The organism is Actinoplanes derwentensis (genome assembly GCF_900104725.1).
GTDB lineage: Bacteria > Actinomycetota > Actinomycetes > Mycobacteriales > Micromonosporaceae > Actinoplanes > Actinoplanes derwentensis.
Window position 1 is genome coordinate 3396011 of the sequence record NZ_LT629758.1, and the last position, 18014, is coordinate 3414024.

Consider the following 18014-nt stretch of genomic DNA (forward strand, 5'->3'; position numbering starts at 1 on the left):
CGTTCGGTGTCCCCCTCGAGATCAGCCTCCGGTGATGGACCAGTGCCAGGCTTCGGACGGCAGGTTGACGTAGCCGTACTTCGCGGCGTTGGCCCGCAGCCACGTGAAGGCCTTGGTCTTGCGGCTGATGGTCTTGCCGCCGGAGCTGATGTCGACGGCGAGACCGATCTCGTGCAGTGAGCGGCCGGGGATCGCGGTCGGCACCCGGCACGAGGAGGCCGGGGCGGTCCAGACGTCGGGGCAGCCGTTGATCGTACGCAGTTCGATCTGCCGTTGTCTGGTACGGAACCCGCCGCCGGAGATCTGCACCCCGGCCGCGGCGGCGTCGTCGACCATCCGTTTGAAGGCGAAGGCGACGTTGCGGTGCACGGTCACGCCGTAGACGGCGGTGGTGTCGGTGATCGCGAAGGTGGGCCGGACCTGGTCCACGACTGTCTTGCTGATCGTCGAGGCCTGGGCGGCGAGGCTCGCGGCGGTTGCGGCGGTAGCGATGCGGCGCCGGGTCTGCTCGGTCGCGGTGGTCGCGGCGCCGTGCGCGGTGAGCGCGGTGGTCAGCTCGGCGGCGGCGGTCTTCGCGTTGGTGCGGGCGGCCGTCAGCAGGGCGGCGGCGTCGTGCAGCTTCTTGCGGCGGATGTCGCGGCTGGTGGTGGCGCTGACGACGGCCTTCTGGGCCAGGTCGAGGGCGGCCTTCTTACGGGGGCGCTGCTTGGTGACCACGCTCAGGTCACCCTTGGCCTCGTTCAGGGCCTGCTCGGCGGCGGCGAGCCGGTCCCGGGCGTCCTGATGGGCGACGGTCACGGCACTGAGCCTGCGCTGGACGGCGGCGTCGTTGCGGGTGGCCGCGGCGACCTCGGTGTCCCGTACGGTCACGGTCTTCTTCTGCTCGGCGAGCGTCGCCCGCAGCTTGGCCATGGTCGCGTCGGCGGTGAGACTGCGATACATCAGGGTCGAGTAGTTGCGCGCGGCCTCGGGAACGGCGGCCTGCGCCGCGGTGGGGACGGCGAGGATCGGCGCGGCCGTCGCGAGGGTGAGGGTGACAGCGGCGGCAAAACGTCTGCTAGGCACCTTTTCGTACGCTCCTCAGCTCCAGTCGGCGAAGCGGCCTCCCGGCCGTTCCGTTAGTTGTCCGACTGTGCTGTGCGCGAGGTGCCGGCCTGGGCTCGTACGAGTGCGAAAAGGTTGCGGGAAGCCGTGTGACACGGCTTCCCGCGGGGCGTCAGGCCACGGCCCACTTCTGGTTGGGCGTGCCGGCGCAGTCCCAGAGCTGCAGCCGGGCGCCGTTGGCGCTGTTGTTCTCGACGATGTCCACGCACCGGTTGGCGGAGATGTTCACCAGGTCACCGGCTCCGGAGAGGGTGAACCGTTGCACCGGGTTGCCGTTGCAGGTGACCAGCTGGATCGGGGTGCCGTTGGCGAGAGCACCACCGGCCGGGTCCATGCACTTGCCCATGGCGCGCAGGGTGCCGTCGCTGTTGAAGGTCCACTTCTGCGGGGCGAGACCGTTGCAGTCGTACATCTGGAGCCGGGTCCCGTCGGCGGTGTTGCCGGCGGGGATGTCGATGCAGCGGCCGTTGAGGTTGCTCTTCAGCGCGTTGCCGGTCGGTGCGGGGGTGCTGTCGTTCCAGGCCGAGACGCGGACCCAGTCGACCAGCATGGTCTGCGGGAACGAGGTGGAGGCGTCCGGGCTGCCCGGCCAGTTGCCGCCGACTGCCACGTTCAGGATGATGAAGAACGGGTGGTCGAAGACCCACTGGCCGTTGGCCTGGGCCGGCGTGACCCGGAAGAACTCGACGCCGTCCAACTGCCAGACGATCAGATTCGGCGACCATTCCACCGCGTACGAGTGGAAAGCGTCCCCGAGAGGCGCGCCGAGAGTCTTCTTGCCGCTGACCCCCGCACCACCGCTGTAACCGGGGCCGTGGACCGTGCCGTACAGGTTGTTGGGTTCCTTGCCGACGTTCTCCATGATGTCGATCTCGCCGGACTGCGGCCAGCCGACACTGCCCAGGTTGTCGCCGAGCATCCAGAACGCCGGCCAGATGCCCTGACCCTTCGGGACCTTGATGCTGGCCTCGAACCGGCCGTACTTCTGGGTGAACTTGCCGGAGGTCAGGATGCGGCCCGAGGTGTACTGGCACGTGCCGTACCAGCACTGGAAGTTGCCCGGGTTCTCCTTGCGGGCGGTGATCGCCAGGCGGCCCTGCCCGTCCTGGCGAACGTTGTTCGTCGAGTTCGTGTAGTACTGCAGCTCGTTGTTGCCGAAGCCACCACCGCCGACGTCGAAGTTCCACTTCGATCCGTCGACCGTGGCGCCGGCCGCACCGTTGAACTCGTCGGACCAGGTGACCGGCCCGACCGCGGCGTCCGCGGTGTCGCCACGGGAGGCGACGGTCAGGGCGCCGGCGAGCGTGGTCGCGACCACGGCCATACCTAGCAGCATGCGTATTCTGCGCATTGGGGGATCCTCCGGGGGAAAGGGTGCCGCTACTCGAAATAGTCTTTACATTTCAAGTGGCGCCGGTCAATCCCGACGAGTTCCGGAACCTCAGATAACAGCTTTCTCCTCGGGAATCCGGACCGTGAAGGACAGCCCCTCCCCTTCCCGGTCCACCACCACGGTCTGGCCGGGGCGCAGCTCGTTGAAGAGGATCCGCTCCGACAGGGTGTCCTCCAGCTCCCGCTGGATGGTCCGGCGCAGCGGGCGGGCCCCCATCACCGGGTCGAAGCCCTTGGACGCCAGGAACAGTTTGGCGTCGCCGGTCAGCTCCAGGCCCATGTCCTTGTTCTTCAGCTGCTCCTCGATGCGGGCGGTGAAGATGTCGACGATCTGCAGGATCTCCTCCATGCGCAACTGGTGGAAGACGATCGTGTCGTCGATACGGTTCAGGAACTCCGGGCGGAAGTGCTGCTTCAACTCGTCGTCGACCTTGGACTTCATCCTCTCGTACGACGACTCCTCGGCCTCCGACGCCTGGAAGCCCAGCGACACCGCTTTCGCCACGTCCCGGGTGCCCAGGTTCGTGGTCAGGATGATGACCGTGTTCTTGAAGTCCACGATCCGGCCCTGGCCGTCGGTCAGCCGGCCCTCCTCCAGGATCTGCAGCAGCGTGTTGAAGACGTCCGGGTGGGCCTTCTCGATCTCGTCGAACAGCACCACACTGAACGGCTTACGGCGGACCTTCTCGGTCAGCTGGCCACCCTCGTCGTAACCGACGTAACCGGGCGGCGCACCGACCAGGCGCGACACCGTGACCCCGTCGTGGAACTCCGACATGTCGAGCTGGATCAGCGCGTCCTCCGACCCGAACAGGAAGTCGGCCAGCGTACGGCACAGTTCGGTCTTGCCCACGCCGGACGGCCCGGCGAAGATGAACGATCCGGACGGCCGCTTGGGGTCCTTGAGCCCGGCCCGGGTCCGCCGGATCGCCTTCGCGACCAACTGCACCGCGTCCACCTGACCGATGACCCGTTTGTGCAGCTCGTCCTCCATCCCCAGCAGACGGGACGTCTCCTCCTCGGTCAGCTTGAAGACCGGGATGCCGGTCCAGCTGCCCAGCACCTCGGCGATCTGCTCGTCACCGACCTCGGTGACCACGTCCAGTTCGTCCGGCACCGGCTCGGCCGAGATGGCCCGCTCCCGGTCCCGCAACTGCGCGGCGCGCTCGTAGTCCTGCGCGTCGATCGCGGACTCCTTGTCCTGCCGCACCTGCGCGATCCGCTGCTGCAGGTCACGCCGGCCGGGTGACGCGGTCATCCGGCGGATCCGCATCCGCGCCCCGGCCTCGTCGATCAGGTCGATCGCCTTGTCCGGCAGGAAACGGTCCGAGATGTACCGGTCGGACAGCGTCGCCGCCGCCACAATCGCCGCATCGGTGATCGTCACCCGGTGATGGGTCTCGTAGGCGTCCCGCAGCCCTCGCAGGATCTCGATGGTGTGCGCGAGGGACGGCTCGCCGACCTGGATCGGCATCAGCCGCCGTTCCAGGGCCTTGTCCTTCTCCAGGAACTTCCGGTACTCGTCCAGGGTCGTCGCGCCGATCAACTGCAACTCGCCGCGGGCCAGCATCGGCTTGAGGATGCTGGCGGCGTCGATCGCCCCCTCGGCGGCCCCCGCTCCGACGAGCGTGTGGATCTCGTCGATGAACAGGATGATGTCGCCCCGCGTGCCGATCTCCTTGAGCACCTTCTTCAGGCGCTCCTCGAAGTCACCGCGATAGCGGGAACCGGCGACCAGCGACCCCATGTCCAGGGTGTAGAGCTGCTTGTCCTTCAGCGTCTCCGGCACCGCGCCCTTGACGATCAGCTGCGCCAGGCCCTCGACGGCCGCGGTCTTGCCGACCCCCGGCTCACCGACCAGCACCGGATTGTTCTTCCGGCGCCGCGACAGCGCCTGCATGACCTGCTCGATCTCCCGTTCCCGGCCGATCACCGGGTCGAGCTTGCCCTCGCGGGCGCTCTGGGTCAGGTTGCTCCCGAACTGCTCCAGCAGCGGCGAGGCGGCCGTCGCCGTGGCTTTCACGGTGGCCTTCCCGCCGGTCTGCTCGGTCGCCTCCGCCGCGAAACCGGAGATCAACTGGATCACCTGCTGGCGCACCCGGTCCCGGTCGGCACCCAACTTGACCAGCACCCGCGCGGCGACACCCTCACCCTCACGGATCAGGCCGAGCAGGATGTGCTCGGTCCCGATGTAGTCGTGCCCGAGCTGAAGCGCCTCCCGCAGCGCCAGCTCCAGCACCCGCTTGGCACGCGGCGTGAACGGAATGTGCCCGGCCGGCGTCTCCTGCCCCTGCCCGATGATCTCCTCGACCTGCCGTCGGACGGCTTCGAGCGAGATCTCCAGACTCTCCAGGGCCTTGGCGGCGACGCCCTCGCCCTCATGGATCAGGCCGAGCAGGATGTGCTCGGTCCCGATGTAGTTGTGGTTCAGCATCCGGGCCTCTTCCTGGGCCAGGACGACGACTCGGCGGGCACGGTCGGTGAAACGTTCGAACATGACACTCACGTCCTCGCAGCGAGGCCCCACGCACCCCGCCCAAGGAATCGCACGTGGACGTGCGGAAGCCGTCAGGGAGTAACATGCGCTGAGTCTGAGCCTCTTGGCGTCGACGCTCGGCCCACGTGGGTGGCCTCGCTACGCTCGTGCAGGCGCGCTGCCCCCCGAGCGTACAACGAATCCATTTACGATGGTCGAGGGAGGAAGCAGCATGAGCGTTACCCGCGGCCGTCGAGCCGTGCCCGACCGGTCCCGCAAACGTGCGATCCGAGCCCTGGCCGCCGAGCTGGGCGTGGCGTATTCGGTGGCCGCGCGCCTTCTCGAAGCCCGCACGCTGCGGTCGGAGGCCGATTCACTGCGTCCATCGGCCGGTTCGTTCCGGCCGGGAGCCGACGAACACCGGGCGTGGATGTTCGCTGCCCGCGAACAACGCAGCTTCCTCGCCCGGGTCACCGACACCCGCCTCGCCGCCGACCTGCCGATCGGCCGGGCCACCCACCTGACCCGCCGATTCCCCCCGGTGTGCGGCGTCGACCCGCGTTTCCACGGCGAGGGGCGAGAGACGACCATGGCGATGTTGTACGGGGTACTGCTCCACGAATCACCCGGACTCCGCCCCGCCGCCGCCGAACTGAGCTGGGCCGCCGAACTGGGCGAGGAGTCCGCGGTCGACGTCGCGTGCGCGGCCCTGGACCGGGCCGCCCGCCTGCTGCTCGACACCGACCGCTGGCGCCTGTGGGCCCGCGTCGAGACGGCCCTGACCGCCGGCGAGTCCAGCACCGACCGCCGCCACCGCGACGCGGCGATCCTGCTGGGCCGCGAACTGCGCACCACCAGCCTCCGCGGCTTCCTCGACGGCGCCCGGCACACCCTCGACGCACTCCTGGTGGAGCCCTACCAGGGCCACCCGCCGGGCACCCGGCTCCCACCCGGCACCGTCGTCAGCGCCCGCTGGACGCGGTCCGGCCCACCGGTCGCCTACGACGTGTGCCCCGACGGCTCCCCCACCGTCGTCACGATCCCGGTCCTGCCCGGCTGACCTCCCTCACGCCGTCCGCTCACCCGGCCGCCGAACCCGGCCGAGCTCCCCCAAGCCGTCCACTGACCGGCCGCCGCGCCCGGCTGACTTCCCTCAGGCCGTCCACTGACCGGCCGCCGTGCCCGGCGTCATCGCCCGGCGGTCGCCGGAGCGCGCGTGCGTCAGGCATCGCTGCTGGTGGGGTGGCAGCGGCGGAACCTCGTCCGGTGCGAACCAGCCGACCTCCACCGATTCGTCGTCGTTCACCCGGGCCTGCCCGCCGACGACCCGGCACAGCAGACCGATCGCGAGCCAGTGGACCTGGTCGCCGTTCGGCAGCACCTCCAGGTCCAGGGTCTCCACCGACAGCAGCCGCTCCACCACGACGTCGACGCCGGTCTCCTCCCGGACCTCCCGGACGGCACCGGCGGCCGGCTGCTCCCCCGGCTCCAGGCATCCGGTGGTCAGCGCCCACTCACCGGTGTCCGAACGCCGGACCATCAGCACCCGCCCCTGTTCGTCGAGCACCACGGCGACGACGCCGGGCAGCGGTAACGGGTCGTGCCCGATCTTGTTTCGCAGGGCGATGATGAATTCCGGTACGGGCATGGCCCGTACTGTAAAACGGGTGAGCTACGACGTGGCGGCGCGAGAGTTGAAGCCGTTGATGGCCACGTTCTGGTCGGCTCACGGATGGCGGGACCCGCCGGCCTGGCCGGACCCGGCCACGATGGCTCGGGCGGTGGCGGCCGGAGTGATGTTCGAGCGGGCGCGCGACGACACCCACGACGGCTGGATCGAAGCGGCGATCACCGCGGCCGGGGCGGTGACTCCGGCTGAGGTCGGTGACGCTTTTCTGGAGAGTCTGGGCAGCCGGCGGCTGGATCTGCGGTCGGCGCTCGGGTCCTACGCGACTGCTTCCACCGTACGGCCGCATCCGATTTTGATCGGCTCTGGGCAAGTGTTCTGTGCGGTGTGCGGACAGTTCCCGGATGCGCCGGGCGAGGACCTGAACGTGCTGAATTTCGAGCGTTTCAAGTGGGGCGGGGTGCGACACGACTCGGTGCGGTACGCGGCCTTCGACCTGGAGCAACTTCAGCTCGCGCCCCGGAACGGAGCGTCCGCGGCCGATCGTGAGCTGGGCCGGGCGGTTCTCGAAGCGCTGGGTGCGCTGCCGCCGCGGTCTTCGATGGCCAAATCGGTGGACGCGATCCGGATGGTGCCGGGCAGCCGCGCGGAACTACGGGCCCTGGTGGAGATCCTGCGCCGCCACGATGATCTCCGCGAGTTCTGGTAGCCGCGCGGTCAGGTCGCGTGGTGACTTGGGGTGCGATTCGCACCCCAAGTCACCACGGCGAACGACGCTCTCTAGTTCGACGGGACGGGGCCGAGCGCCCACTCCACCGAGACGGTCGCGGTCAGCTTCTGGCGGCCCGGTTCGAGCGGCACGGCCTTGTCCGCGGCCATCCCGGCGTATGTCCGGAACTGTTCACCGGGGTAGCCGAATCCGGGTGACGATTCGCTGATCCGCAGGACCCGGCCGAGTGGACGGCCGGCCTCGCGGGCGTACAGTTCGGCCTTCCCGCGGGCCTCGGCGATCGCCTTCTTACGGGCCTCGGCGAGCAGTTTGCTGTCGTCGCCGATCGCGAACGCCACTCCGCTGAGCCGGGCCGCGTCGCCACCGGCCCGGACCGTGTCGGTGATGAGTCCCCCGGCGCGGGTCAGGTTCCGGATCGTCGCGGTGAGCCCCTGATTCACCGTGTAGCCGGTGATCTTTCCCTTGTCGTCGGTCTTGGGGTTGATGTCAACGTTGGACGTCTGCAGGTCGATCTTGGCGATGCCGCCACCGACGAGCGCGTTCCGCATCTTGGTGGCCGCCGAGGTGGCACCGCTGAGGGCGGCTCCGACGGTGTCGGCACTGCTCTCGGCCGCGAAGTTGGCGGTCAGGGTGTCCGGCTCGCCGTACACCTGGCCGACGCCGCTGACCTGCACACTCTCCCAGGGCACGTCGACGGTCGCCGCGGCCGTGGTCGGGGCCGCCGTCGCCGGGGCGCCGCCGAGCAGCGCGGTGGTTGCCGCCAGCGCGACGAGCGCCGGCATGGAGACAAATGACCGATTCATTGTCCTATTTAATACACAAAGTACCTTAAGTTACTCGTACGCCAGGCGCGTTTTGTCGCTTTTTTGACGTTGCCGACGATGACTATCGTGCCCTCGTGGATGTCGCCCGTACCTTTCTCGCCGAGATCGACGCCCGGCAGCCGGCCGCACTGACCGGGCTGTTCCTGCACGGTTCGCTCTGCTGGGGCGAGTTCTTCCCGGGCAGCGACGTGGACTTCGTCGGCGTGTGGGCCCGACCACCTGACCGCACGGCCCTGGCCGGCGCCCACCACGCGGCCAGGAGACGCCATCCCGAGGTCACGTTCGACGGCTTCCACTGCTCGCCGGGCGACCTGGCCGTCTCCGCGCAGACCGTCGGCCGCCGCCCGGCCTTCTTTCAGAGCACTTTCGAGCCGGCCGGTACGGTCGACATCAACCCGGTCACGTGGCACGAACTCGCCGAACGCGCCGTGGTGATCCGTGGCGAACTACCGCCGGTCCACACCGACCGGGCTGAGTTGCGCGCGTTCACCCACCGGAACCTCGACACGTACTGGCGGTCCATCGCCGCACAGATCGAACAGGCCGGACCCACCGCACGCGACGCACCGGACCCGTCCGTCGCGTGGGTGGTCCTCGGCGTCGCACGACTGCATCACCTGCTGGTCAAGGACGAGCTGACGTCCAAGAGCGGGGCCGGGCGTTACATCGTCGACGAACTGGATCCCCGCTGGCATCGGCTGGCCCTGGACGCCCTGCGCATCCGCGAACGCCCCGCCGATCCGCCGGTCTACGACGACCTGGCGGAGCGGGGCCGGGATACGTACGAGTTCCTCACGTGGACGATCCGGGACGGTCTGCGCCGGTCAGGGCCAGGATCAGCGTGAGGGTTCTGGCCAGGTGGGGTTCGGTGCGGTCGGAGCGGTGAGCCAGCGCCAGGTCGACGGTCGCGGACGGGCCCGTCAGCGGGCGGTAGACGACGCCCTCCAAGGCCAGGGCCGTGACCGGCGCGGGGACCACGGCGACGCCCAGGCCGCCGGCCACCAGGGTGATCAAGGTGGACGTCTCGCCGACCTCGTGACGGATGCGCGGTTCGATCCCGGCGTCGTGGAACAGGCCGAGCACCACCCCGTACATCGTCGAACGCCGGTCCGCGGAATGCACGATCAGCGGCTCGTCCCGCAGATCGGTGATGCCGACCGACGGTGATCCGGCCAGCGGATGCGCGGCGGGCAGGGCGACGACCAGCGGGTCACTGCGCAGCGGGGTGACCGTCAGGGCCGGGTCGGCGACCGGTGGGCGCAGCAGCGCCACGTCGATCTCCCCGGAGCGCAGCGCCTCGACCTGGTCCGGGGCGAGCATCTCGCCCCGGAAGGAGAAGTCGACTCCGGGCAAGGCGACGGCCAGATGACGGGAGAGAGCGGGCAGCAGGCTGTAAGTGACCGACCCGACGCAGCCGATCGTCAGGTGGCCGACGGCTCCGGCGGCGACCCGGCGGGCCTCGTGACCGGCGTCGTCGACGTCGGCGAGGATGGCGCGGACCCGGATCAGGTAGGCGTGTCCGGCATCGGTCAGGGCAACCCGCCGCGTGGTCCGATGCAAGAGCTCGACACCCAGCGAGGCCTCGAGACGCCGGATGGCCTGCGACAACGGAGGCTGGGCCATGTGCAGGCGGGCGGCGGCCCGGCCGAAGTGGCGTTCCTCGGCGACGACCATGAAGTACCGGAGCTGCCGAAACTCCACCGATTGAGACCTCGAAACTCTGAATGGCGCAGGATTTTGATACTTCAACGTATCAAGCCGAGCGCTTACCGTAGCGGTATGAGAGCCTTCGTCTACCAGGCTGTTCGCACTCCGTTCGGCCGGTTCAACGGCGCACTCGCCGGTGCCCGCCCCGACGATCTGGCCGCCGGGGTGATCCAGTCGCTGCTGGAGCGCTCGCCGGGCCTGGACCCGGCCGTGATCGGCGAGGTGATCTGGGGCAACGCGAACGGTGCCGGTGAGGACAACCGCAACGTCGGCCGGATGGCCGCGCTGCTGGCCGGCCTGCCCACCTCGGTCCCGGGCACGACCGTGAACCGGCTGTGCGGCTCCGGCCTGGACGCCGCGATGATCGGCTCGCGGGCGATCGAGACCGGCGACGCCGACGCGGTCGTGGCAGGCGGTGTCGAGTCGATGACCCGCGCGCCCTGGGTGCTGCCGAAGCCGGCGAAGGGCTTCCCGGCGGGCAACCTGACGGCGGTGTCGACCACGCTCGGCTGGCGCCTGGTCAACCCCCGGATGCCGGAGTCCTGGACCGCCTCTCTCGGTGAGTGCAACGAGCTGCTGGCGGACCGCTTCAAGATCGATCGGTTACGTCAGGACGAGTTCGCCGCCCGTTCCCATCGACTCGCGGCCCAGGCCTGGAGTGACGGGTTCTACGACGATCTGGTGACACCGGTCGACGGACTTTCACAAGACGAGGGTGTACGGCCGGACAGTTCACCGGAGAAGCTCAGCAGACTGAAGCCCAGCTTCCGGCCGGACGGCACGATCACCGCTGGAAACGCCTCCCCGCTCAGTGACGGCGCCTCGGCGGTATTGCTCGGATCCGAGCAAGCCGCCGACGTGATCGGTCATGATCCGGTCGCCGCGATCGTCGGCCGGGGCGCGTTCGCCCTGGACCCGCAGGACTTCGGCTACGCCCCGGTGGAAGCCGCGAACAAAGCCCTGCAACGAGCCGGCATCGGCTGGGATCAGGTCGGGGCCGTCGAACTCAACGAGGCGTTCGCCGTACAGTCGCTCGCCTGTGTCGACGCCTGGGGCATCGACCCGGAGATCGTCAACACCCGGGGCGGCGCCATCGCGATCGGCCACCCGCTGGGTGCGAGCGGCGGCCGGATCCTCGGCACCCTCGCCAAGGTGCTGCACGAACGCGACGCCCGGTTCGGGGTCGCCGCGATCTGCATCGGCGTCGGGCAGGGCCTGGCCGTCGTACTGGAAAGGGTCTCGAAGTGAAGCATCGCGAGAGCGTGGACGAGGCGGTCGCCGGGATCGCCGACGGCAGCACCGTGCTGGTCGGCGGGTTCGGGCTGGCCGGGATGCCGTTCGACCTGATCGAAGGGCTGATCCGGCAGGGCGCGACCGATCTGACGATCGTCAGCAACAACGCGGGCAACGGGGACGTCGGCCTCGCGGCGTTGCTGAAGGCGGGCCGCGTACGAAAGGTGATCTGCTCTTTCCCGCGGCAGTCGGATTCTTACGTCTTCGACGACCTGTACCGCACCGGCCGCATCGAACTGGAGGTCGTCCCGCAGGGCAATCTCGCCGAGCGGATGCGCGCCGCCGGAGCCGGGATCGGCGCGTTCTACTGCCCGACCGCGGTCGGTACGCCGCTGGCCGAGGGCAAGGAGGTCCGGACCATCGACGGCCGCGACTACGTCCTGGAGTTCCCGATCAAGGGGGATGTGGCGCTGATCAGCGCGTTTCGCGCCGACCGCCTCGGTAATCTGGTCTACCGCAAGACCGCCCGCAACTTCGGCCCGGTGATGGCGACGGCCGCGACCACCACGATCGCGCAGGTCAGCGAGGTCGTCGCGGCCGGTGACATCGACCCGGAGACGGTCGTCACGCCGGGCATCTTCGTCGATCGGGTGGTCCGTGTAGAGGCCCGCAGCTACATGGTCCAGGGAGCGCGCTGATGCCACTGTCCACCGACGAACTCGCCGCCCTGGTCGCCCGGGACATCCCGGCGGACTCCTACGTCAACCTCGGCATCGGCCAGCCCACCAAGGTCGCCGACCATCTCACCCCGGAGCAGGGCGTCATCCTGCACACCGAGAACGGCATGCTCAACATGGGCCCGGCCACGACCGGCGACGACATCGACCCGGACCTGACCAACGCCGGGAAGGTGCCGGTCACCGAACTGCCCGGTGCCTCGTATTTCCACCATGCCGACTCGTTCATGATGATGCGCGGTGGTCATCTTGACGTGTGTGTGCTCGGTGCTTTCCAGGTCTCGGTGCACGGCGATCTGGCGAACTGGCACACCGGCGCGCCGGACGCCATCCCCGCGGTCGGCGGGGCGATGGACCTGGCGATCGGGGCCAAGCAGGTATACGTGATGATGACGCTCTTCGACAAACAGGGCCGGCCGAAGCTGGTGCCGGAGTGCACCTATCCGCTGACCGGGCTGCGGTGTGTCAGCCGCGTCTACACCGACCTCGCCGTCTTCGACGTGGGGCCGGGCGGAGTGGTGGTCCGGGAGTCCTTCGGCATCACCCGCGAGCAACTGCAGAAGATAACGTAGCCTCTCGTCGCTGTTGTCGTTCGCATCGTTCGGTTGCGCCGCTCGTTTCGCGTCGCTCGTTCGTTCGCGTCGTTGTCTTAGGAGCCGCTGGGTTGGAACTGGGTGAGGCGCGGGAGCTCGCGGCCGGGCTGATGGCACGGCACGGGCTCAAGGGCTGGCGGTTGACGTTCGACAACGCCAAGACCCGTGCGGGAGTCTGCCGGCCCGCCACCAAACAGATCGGGCTGTCCCGGCCGCTCATGGGCATCTACACGATCGAACAGGTCACCGACACCGTGCTGCACGAGATCGCGCACGCCCTGGTCGGCGCCAAACACGGGCACGACGCGGTGTGGCGGGCCACCGCCCAGCGGATCGGCTGCTCCGGAACACGGTGCGTACCGGAGGGTGTGCCCCGGGTCGAAGGCTCCTGGGTGGGTTTCTGCCCGGCCGGGCACAGCACCACCGCGCACCGGCGACCGACCCGGGTGCGGTCGTGTTCGCGTTGCTCCCGGGCGTTCGACCGGAATGCGGTGTTCGCGTGGACCTATCGGGGGCAGGCGGCGCCGATGCAGGCCGCCTACGCGGCCGAGATGATCCGGGTGCAGGGTGGGCGGACCGGCGTCGCGTTCAAGATCGGCGATCGGGTACGTCTCAAGGGCGGCGGAAAATACGGCGGCCTCGTCGGCACCATCGTCAAGCAGGGCCGCAGCCGGTACCACGTGCAGACTCGCGCCGGACTGCTCAACGCCACGTTCGCAATGGTGGAACCGCTGGCTTGACCTTCACACGGTGACAACCCTTTGACTGGGACCCGAAGAAGGGTGGTCCTGATGAACACGACCCGAGTCCGTCAAGGGTTGGCGAACAGCAGTTCGTCGGTGCGACTTCAAGCCGCACTGGCAGCCGGCACGACACCGGACCCGCACCTGATCGACACACTCGTCGAGCAGTGCGCCGTCGAGCCGGACTTCTACGTCCGCGACATGCTGACCTGGGCACTCACCCGGCACCCGCCGGCCGCGACGGTCCCCCGGTTGATCAGCGAGCTGGGATCGTCGCGGGCCCAGGCCCGGAGTCAGGCGCTGCACTCACTATCCAAGATCGGTGAGCGATCCGCGTGGCCGTCGGTCACCCCGGAGCTGCTGACCGACCCCGACGACGAGGTGGCCCGAGCGGCTTGGCGCACGGCGGCCGGGCTCGTCCCCGACGGTTCGGAGCCCGAGCTGGCCGGGATCCTGGTGACTCAGCTCGGTCGTGGCGAGCGGGAGACCCAGCTGAGCCTGAGCCGGGCACTGATCACCCTCGGCGAGGTGATCCTGCCGCTCCTGGCCACCGCGTCGGCCCACCCCGACCCTGTTGTGGTCCGGCACGCGACAGCCACCGAGCAGCTGTTCCACGACCCCGACGCCGGTTTCGACTTCGCCGTCGACCAGGCGAAACGCATCGTCGCCCTCGGCCCCGACGGTCCGCCCGCCCAGCCCTCATCCGCCCTTCCCACCGTTGCCGAGCAGCCAGGCGTCCTTCCCTGAGTAGGACAAGACGCTGGCTGGACTGTCGGGGACGGGCACGCTGGGAACTTCTCTCTCGCGAGCGGTGACCGACATCAGAGGGACGGGGAGGACGATGGCGCAGTGTTGATCGGGGATGTGGCACGACGGTCGGGGGTCAGTGCTCGCATGCTGCGGCACTACGACTCGATCGGTCTCGTTCGGCCGACCGGGCGCACCGGGTCCGGCTATCGGGAGTATTCCAGCGACGACATCCGCCGGATCTTCCACATCGAGAGCCTGCGATCGCTGGGGCTGTCGCTGAAGGAAGCCGGGCGGGCGCTGGACGATCCCGCGTTCGACCCCGCCGAACTCGTCGGCGACCTCATCGACCGCACCCGCGAGCGCATCGCCGACGAGACTCGGCTACTCACCCGGTTGCAGCAGATCGGCGTCGTCGGGGCGGCCGGTTGGGAGGACATCCTCCAGATCGTGTCGCTCCTGCAGGCTTTGAGTTCGGACAACGCCGGCCGGCGCCAGCAGGCCGCTCTGGCCGCGGCCGACGACGTCCCGATGCCGGTGGAGGCCTTGGTCGAGGCGGTACTGAGCGAGGCAGACCCGAACGTCGCCGGAGCCCTCCGCTGGACGCTGGTCCAAACCGGCATCCAAGCAGAACAACACCCGAAGCTTCAGTCTGGTGAGGATGTGCTGGCGATGTTGGCGGCTGGGCTTCGTGCGCCCTCGGCTGAGGTGCGGAAGCGGGCCGTCCGGACGATCGCCGAGTTTCCGACCGATGCGGCGACCGCTCAGTTGCAGGATGCTCTCACCAACTCCGACGAGACGGTTCGGCGGATCGCGGCGGTGGCTCTGGGTTCGCGCGGAGCGGCCGGGGCGGTCCCGACCTTGGTCGGCATGATCGTCGCGAACACGAGCGACGCCAATGCCGCCGACGCGCTCAGTGCCCTGGCCGGCGATCCGGGCGATCCTGCCCTGGCGGACCGGATCGCCACCGTTCTGGCCGGTCGCATCGCCGATATCAAAGCCCGGATCGCGGAGCAACCAGTCGATGAAGCCCTGGGTGCTGGCCTCGCGGCTGCCCGGCAACGACTCACCCAGGCGCTGGCGGACATCCCGGGAAAGGCCGCGACCTGGGCCCTGGCTGAACTGACGACCGACGACGATCGTGCGGTCGCTCTGACCGCCACCTATGTCCTCACCCTACGAACCGGCGGCCCGACCGGTGACCGGGCAGATCTGAACGGCGACCCGGACGGTGCGGGATTTTCGGGCGGCTGATCGAGCGGGTGCGTTCAGTCACTACAGTGGAGCCTCGATCGGCTGAACCGGAGCGTCAGTGAGCGACCTCGTCGATATTGCCCGCATGATCCGTCTCTACTTGAAGTACCTGGTCGACGAGCCGGATCTGGCTCGCTGGGATCAGCAGATCGGTGATCTGGTGCGGGCCGCGCACGCTGGTGAGGATGTCGACGGGCGGCTTCGGGCGGTGTTCGCGCGGGACCCGGAAGTGCAGGCCTGGGTGGCGGACACGTTGAGTCACCCTGATCTACTTCCCCGCGACATCGCTGATCAGCTCACCACGCGGTCGGAGTCGCCGGACGGTGACCGGCTCGGTGCTCGGCTTCAGATCTACACCTGCCCGGTCAGCCAGTGTGTGAAGTGGCCTCGGCTCTATCCGTCGGAGGTCGTGCCGCGCTGCCCGGATCACCACGAGGTCCTGGTCGAGGTCTTTCCGCGATGATTGACGCGTTGGGTGAGGCGGTGGCCGGTCACGTCGTCGAGCGGCTGTTGACCCGGCTCGGGGCGGCTCTGGTGTTCGCCGTCGGCGGGGCGCTGGCCTGGCTGTCGGCGCACGGTGGATGGGGGCGGCTCGTTGCGGTGGGTGAGCAGGTCGCCGGGCTGCCGACTCTGGTGGTAATGGCCCTGGTGGCGGCACTGCTGGCCGTGGCGTTCGCCGGCACCACCCTGGTCCGGCTGCTGACCCGGCCGGTTCTCCGGTTTCTGGAGGGCTACTGGACCTGGCCTCTGCAGCCGTTACGGGTCTGGCTGGTCAAACGGGAGCGGTCCCGGCGTACGGCGCTGGAGAAGGAGCTTCGCACGGTCGCGTTGCGGGGTGAGCGGTCCCGGCAGGGGCGTCCGGAGCAGTTGCTGCATCGGATTCCGGCTGATCCGTGGCTGATGCCGACCCGGCTGGGCAACATGTTGCGGGCCGCCGAGACCAGGCCCCACGGGAAGTATGGTCTGGACGCCGTCGCGCTCTGGCCGCACCTGTGGCTGGTGCTGCCGGAGCAGGCCCGCCTCGATCTGGGTGCGGCTCGGGCGGCGCTGGATCGGGCGGTGGCCACTGCGATCTGGGCGCTGGCGTTCCTGCCGTTCGGATTCTGGAGCCCGTGGGCCCTGGTCGCGGGGCTGGTGCCGGTGGTCTTCGTGGTCCGGCTGTGGATCCCGCATCGGGCGGCCCGCTACGCCGACATGCTGGAGGCGGCGTACGACATGTACCGGCGGCGGCTGTACGAGCAGGTGCGCTGGCCGTTGCCGACCGACCCGGACGATGAGCGGGTACAGGGCGAGCGGCTGACGACGTACCTGGTCCGTGGTCTGGTCGGTTCGGCCCCGGTCTTTGAAGAACGGGCATCCTGAGGCCCGGCACCGATCCCAGCGCAGGGGAACACCGCTGACACGGTGAGGCGCGTCATGCTCGGTGGCAGGATCCACGTTGGGTGACGTAATTTCGTTATTCAGCGAAATAACGAAGGGCGGTGCGCCGACATGCTGGAGGAGTGCAAGGCGCTGTCGAACGAGACGCGCCTGGCGATCCTGGAGTGGCTGAAGGACCCGGCCGCCCAGTTTCCCGAGGCCGGCGCCGAGACCGGGGACATCGGTGTCTGCGCGGGCCTGATCCAGCGCCGGGCCGGCTGCTCCGCCTCCACCGTCTCCGCGCACCTGGCGATTCTTCAACGGGCCGGTTTCCTGCTCGCGACCCGTCGCGGCCAGTGGATCTACTTCCGCCGGGACGAGGACCGGATCCGCGCCTTCACCGAACGCCTGCACCACCACCTGTGACATTGGAAGGCGGCACGTCCATGCCCACCGCACTCTCCCTGCTCGACCTGGCGCCGATCTCCGCCGGGCAGACCGCACGCGACAGCTTCCAGGCCAGTGTGGCTCTGGCCCGGGCCGCCGAGAGCGCCGGCTACCAGCGAGTCTGGTACGCCGAGCACCACAACATGGCCACCATCGCATCGTCGGCGACGAGCCTGGTGATCGGGCACGTGGCCGCGCACACCTCGTCGATCCGGCTCGGCGCCGGCGGCATCATGCTGCCGAATCACTCGCCGCTGGTGATCGCCGAGCAGTTCGGCACGCTGGAGACGCTCTTTCCGGGGCGGATCGATCTGGGTCTCGGCCGGGCGCCGGGCAGTGACCAGGTGACGATGCGGGCGCTGCGCCGCGATCACTCGTCCGCCGAGTCGTTCCCGCAGGACGTCCAGGAGTTGCAGGGTTATCTGTCGGGGCGGTCGGTGGTGCCGGGTGTGCAGGCGGTGCCGCGGGCCGATCAGCCGGTGCCGCTCTACATCCTCGGGTCGTCGCTGTTCGGTGCGCAGCTCGCCGCGCAGCTGGGCCTGCCGTACGCGTTCGCGTCGCACTTCTCCCCGGAGGCCCTGCACCAGGCGGTGAAGATCTACCGGGAGACGTTCGTCGCATCGGAGCAGCTCGCCGAGCCGTACGTGATCGCCGGGGTGAACGTGGTCGCCGCCGAGACCCATGACGAGGCGGTCGCGCAGATGAAGTCGGCGTATCGCGCGCGGACCCGGGCGTTCATCACGCGCGGGTCGGTCGGGCAGAACTTCACCGACGCCGAGATCGACGCGTTCCTGGCGTCGCCGAACGGGCGTCAGCTCGCGTCGATGACGAAGTACACCGCGGTGGGTACGCCGGACGAGGTGCGCGATTTCCTGACGGAGTTCGCCGCGTCGTGTCACGCGGACGAGCTGATCACCGCGCACCACGCCCAGTCGGTGGAGGACCGGATCCGGTCGATCACGCTGACCGGCGCGGCGATGGCTGCTCCCGTAGCGGCCTGAAAAACGGCTGCGGCCCGGTCGCCCGGGCCGCAGCCGAGGT

At 69.2% G+C, this 18014-nt stretch carries 18 protein-coding genes and 1 pseudogene; 13 read left to right on the plus strand and 6 right to left on the minus strand.

Annotated elements, in window-relative coordinates; translation table 11 throughout:
• Positions 1-21 precede the first annotated feature (21 nt).
• The 3 genes and pseudogenes from BLU81_RS14895 to BLU81_RS14905 all read right to left on the minus strand — a co-directional run.
• The gene (locus BLU81_RS14895; protein WP_231954543.1) at positions 22-1065 is read right to left on the minus strand and encodes a M15 family metallopeptidase; all 1044 of its coding nucleotides are present in this window, start codon (positions 1063-1065) and stop codon (positions 22-24) included.
• Positions 1066-1216: 151 nt separating this feature from the next.
• Positions 1217-2455: a glycoside hydrolase family 16 protein gene (locus tag BLU81_RS14900; RefSeq protein ID WP_092545217.1), complete on the minus strand. Its 1239-nt coding sequence runs from the start codon at positions 2453-2455 to the stop codon at positions 1217-1219.
• A gap of 138 nt (positions 2456-2593) precedes the next feature.
• A pseudogene (locus tag BLU81_RS14905) lies at positions 2594-4993 on the minus strand (ATP-dependent Clp protease ATP-binding subunit); the annotation flags it as partial.
• A gap of 211 nt (positions 4994-5204) precedes the next feature.
• On the opposite strand from BLU81_RS14905, the gene BLU81_RS14910 reads away from it, so the two are divergent.
• Complete coding sequence (locus tag BLU81_RS14910) at positions 5205-6032, plus strand: hypothetical protein (RefSeq protein WP_157751581.1); 828 nt, start codon at positions 5205-5207, stop codon at positions 6030-6032.
• Between the two features lie 93 nt (positions 6033-6125).
• On the opposite strand, the gene BLU81_RS14915 is transcribed toward BLU81_RS14910, so the two are convergent.
• Positions 6126-6620: an NUDIX hydrolase gene (locus BLU81_RS14915; RefSeq protein WP_092545220.1), complete on the minus strand. Its 495-nt coding sequence runs from the start codon at positions 6618-6620 to the stop codon at positions 6126-6128.
• A gap of 19 nt (positions 6621-6639) precedes the next feature.
• Between BLU81_RS14915 and BLU81_RS14920 the strand changes: the two genes are divergently transcribed.
• Complete coding sequence (locus tag BLU81_RS14920; protein ID WP_092545221.1) at positions 6640-7308, plus strand: hypothetical protein; 669 nt, start codon at positions 6640-6642, stop codon at positions 7306-7308.
• Between the two features lie 71 nt (positions 7309-7379).
• Here BLU81_RS14920 and BLU81_RS14925 read toward each other — a convergent pair whose 3' ends face one another.
• Positions 7380-8132 carry an SIMPL domain-containing protein gene (locus tag BLU81_RS14925; RefSeq protein WP_092545222.1) on the minus strand — a complete coding sequence of 251 codons (753 nt, stop codon included), beginning with the start codon at positions 8130-8132 and terminating at the stop codon, positions 7380-7382.
• Between the two features lie 95 nt (positions 8133-8227).
• On the opposite strand from BLU81_RS14925, the gene BLU81_RS14930 reads away from it, so the two are divergent.
• Positions 8228-8998 carry an aminoglycoside adenylyltransferase domain-containing protein gene (locus BLU81_RS14930; RefSeq protein WP_092545223.1) on the plus strand — a complete coding sequence of 257 codons (771 nt, stop codon included), beginning with the start codon at positions 8228-8230 and terminating at the stop codon, positions 8996-8998.
• Here BLU81_RS14930 and BLU81_RS14935 read toward each other — a convergent pair.
• On the minus strand, positions 8946-9854 hold the full coding sequence (locus BLU81_RS14935) for a LysR family transcriptional regulator (RefSeq protein WP_092545224.1): 909 nt from the start codon (positions 9852-9854) through the stop codon (positions 8946-8948). The two genes, BLU81_RS14930 and BLU81_RS14935, sit on opposite strands and share 53 nt — an antisense overlap.
• Before the next feature lie 78 nt (positions 9855-9932).
• Between BLU81_RS14935 and BLU81_RS14940 the strand changes: the two genes are divergently transcribed.
• The 10 genes from BLU81_RS14940 to BLU81_RS14985 all read left to right on the plus strand — a co-directional run bounded on the left by BLU81_RS14940 (position 9933) and on the right by BLU81_RS14985 (position 17974).
• Positions 9933-11108, plus strand: a complete 1176-nt coding sequence (locus BLU81_RS14940; RefSeq protein ID WP_092545225.1) for a thiolase family protein — start codon at positions 9933-9935, stop codon at positions 11106-11108.
• Positions 11105-11791 carry a 3-oxoacid CoA-transferase subunit A gene (locus BLU81_RS14945; RefSeq protein ID WP_092545226.1) on the plus strand — a complete coding sequence of 229 codons (687 nt, stop codon included), beginning with the start codon at positions 11105-11107 and terminating at the stop codon, positions 11789-11791. Before BLU81_RS14940 ends, BLU81_RS14945 begins: the two co-directional genes overlap by 4 nt.
• Positions 11791-12402: a 3-oxoacid CoA-transferase subunit B gene (locus BLU81_RS14950; RefSeq protein WP_092545227.1), complete on the plus strand. Its 612-nt coding sequence runs from the start codon at positions 11791-11793 to the stop codon at positions 12400-12402. Before BLU81_RS14945 ends, BLU81_RS14950 begins: the two co-directional genes overlap by 1 nt.
• A 92-nt stretch (positions 12403-12494) precedes the next feature.
• Entirely contained in the window at positions 12495-13163 is a 669-nt protein-coding gene (locus tag BLU81_RS14955) for a SprT-like domain-containing protein (protein ID WP_092545228.1), read from the plus strand.
• Between the two features lie 51 nt (positions 13164-13214).
• The gene (locus BLU81_RS14960) at positions 13215-13913 is read left to right on the plus strand and encodes a HEAT repeat domain-containing protein (protein WP_092557100.1); all 699 of its coding nucleotides are present in this window, start codon (positions 13215-13217) and stop codon (positions 13911-13913) included.
• 102 nt (positions 13914-14015) lie between these two features.
• Complete coding sequence (locus BLU81_RS14965) at positions 14016-15167, plus strand: MerR family transcriptional regulator (RefSeq protein WP_092545229.1); 1152 nt, start codon at positions 14016-14018, stop codon at positions 15165-15167.
• Positions 15168-15252: 85 nt separating this feature from the next.
• The gene (locus BLU81_RS14970) at positions 15253-15630 is read left to right on the plus strand and encodes a hypothetical protein (protein WP_092545230.1); all 378 of its coding nucleotides are present in this window, start codon (positions 15253-15255) and stop codon (positions 15628-15630) included.
• The gene (locus BLU81_RS14975) at positions 15627-16529 is read left to right on the plus strand and encodes a hypothetical protein (RefSeq protein WP_157751582.1); all 903 of its coding nucleotides are present in this window, start codon (positions 15627-15629) and stop codon (positions 16527-16529) included. The genes BLU81_RS14970 and BLU81_RS14975 overlap by 4 nt, the downstream gene beginning before the upstream one ends.
• A gap of 129 nt (positions 16530-16658) precedes the next feature.
• Positions 16659-16952 carry an ArsR/SmtB family transcription factor gene (locus BLU81_RS14980; protein ID WP_092545232.1) on the plus strand — a complete coding sequence of 98 codons (294 nt, stop codon included), beginning with the start codon at positions 16659-16661 and terminating at the stop codon, positions 16950-16952.
• Positions 16953-16972: 20 nt separating this feature from the next.
• Entirely contained in the window at positions 16973-17974 is a 1002-nt protein-coding gene (locus tag BLU81_RS14985) for an LLM class flavin-dependent oxidoreductase (RefSeq protein WP_092557102.1), read from the plus strand.
• The last annotated feature ends 40 nt before the right edge of the window (positions 17975-18014 follow it).

Excerpts from the sequence above, each read along its gene's own strand:
- BLU81_RS14915 (WP_092545220.1), bottom strand. The coding sequence starts at position 6,620 with ATGCCCGTACCGGAATTCATCATCGCCCTGCGAAACAAGATCGGGCAC.
- BLU81_RS14985 (WP_092557102.1), top strand. The coding sequence starts at position 16,973 with ATGCCCACCGCACTCTCCCTGCTCGACCTGGCGCCGATCTCCGCCGGG.
- BLU81_RS14970 (WP_092545230.1), top strand. The coding sequence starts at position 15,253 with ATGATCCGTCTCTACTTGAAGTACCTGGTCGACGAGCCGGATCTGGCT.
- BLU81_RS14975 (WP_157751582.1), top strand. The coding sequence starts at position 15,627 with ATGATTGACGCGTTGGGTGAGGCGGTGGCCGGTCACGTCGTCGAGCGG.
- BLU81_RS14950 (WP_092545227.1), top strand. The coding sequence starts at position 11,791 with ATGCCACTGTCCACCGACGAACTCGCCGCCCTGGTCGCCCGGGACATC.
- BLU81_RS14925 (WP_092545222.1), bottom strand. The coding sequence starts at position 8,132 with ATGAATCGGTCATTTGTCTCCATGCCGGCGCTCGTCGCGCTGGCGGCA.
- BLU81_RS14980 (WP_092545232.1), top strand. The coding sequence starts at position 16,659 with ATGCTGGAGGAGTGCAAGGCGCTGTCGAACGAGACGCGCCTGGCGATC.
- BLU81_RS14960 (WP_092557100.1), top strand. The coding sequence starts at position 13,215 with ATGAACACGACCCGAGTCCGTCAAGGGTTGGCGAACAGCAGTTCGTCG.
- BLU81_RS14940 (WP_092545225.1), top strand. The coding sequence starts at position 9,933 with ATGAGAGCCTTCGTCTACCAGGCTGTTCGCACTCCGTTCGGCCGGTTC.
- BLU81_RS14900 (WP_092545217.1), bottom strand. The coding sequence starts at position 2,455 with ATGCGCAGAATACGCATGCTGCTAGGTATGGCCGTGGTCGCGACCACG.
- BLU81_RS14910 (WP_157751581.1), top strand. The coding sequence starts at position 5,205 with ATGAGCGTTACCCGCGGCCGTCGAGCCGTGCCCGACCGGTCCCGCAAA.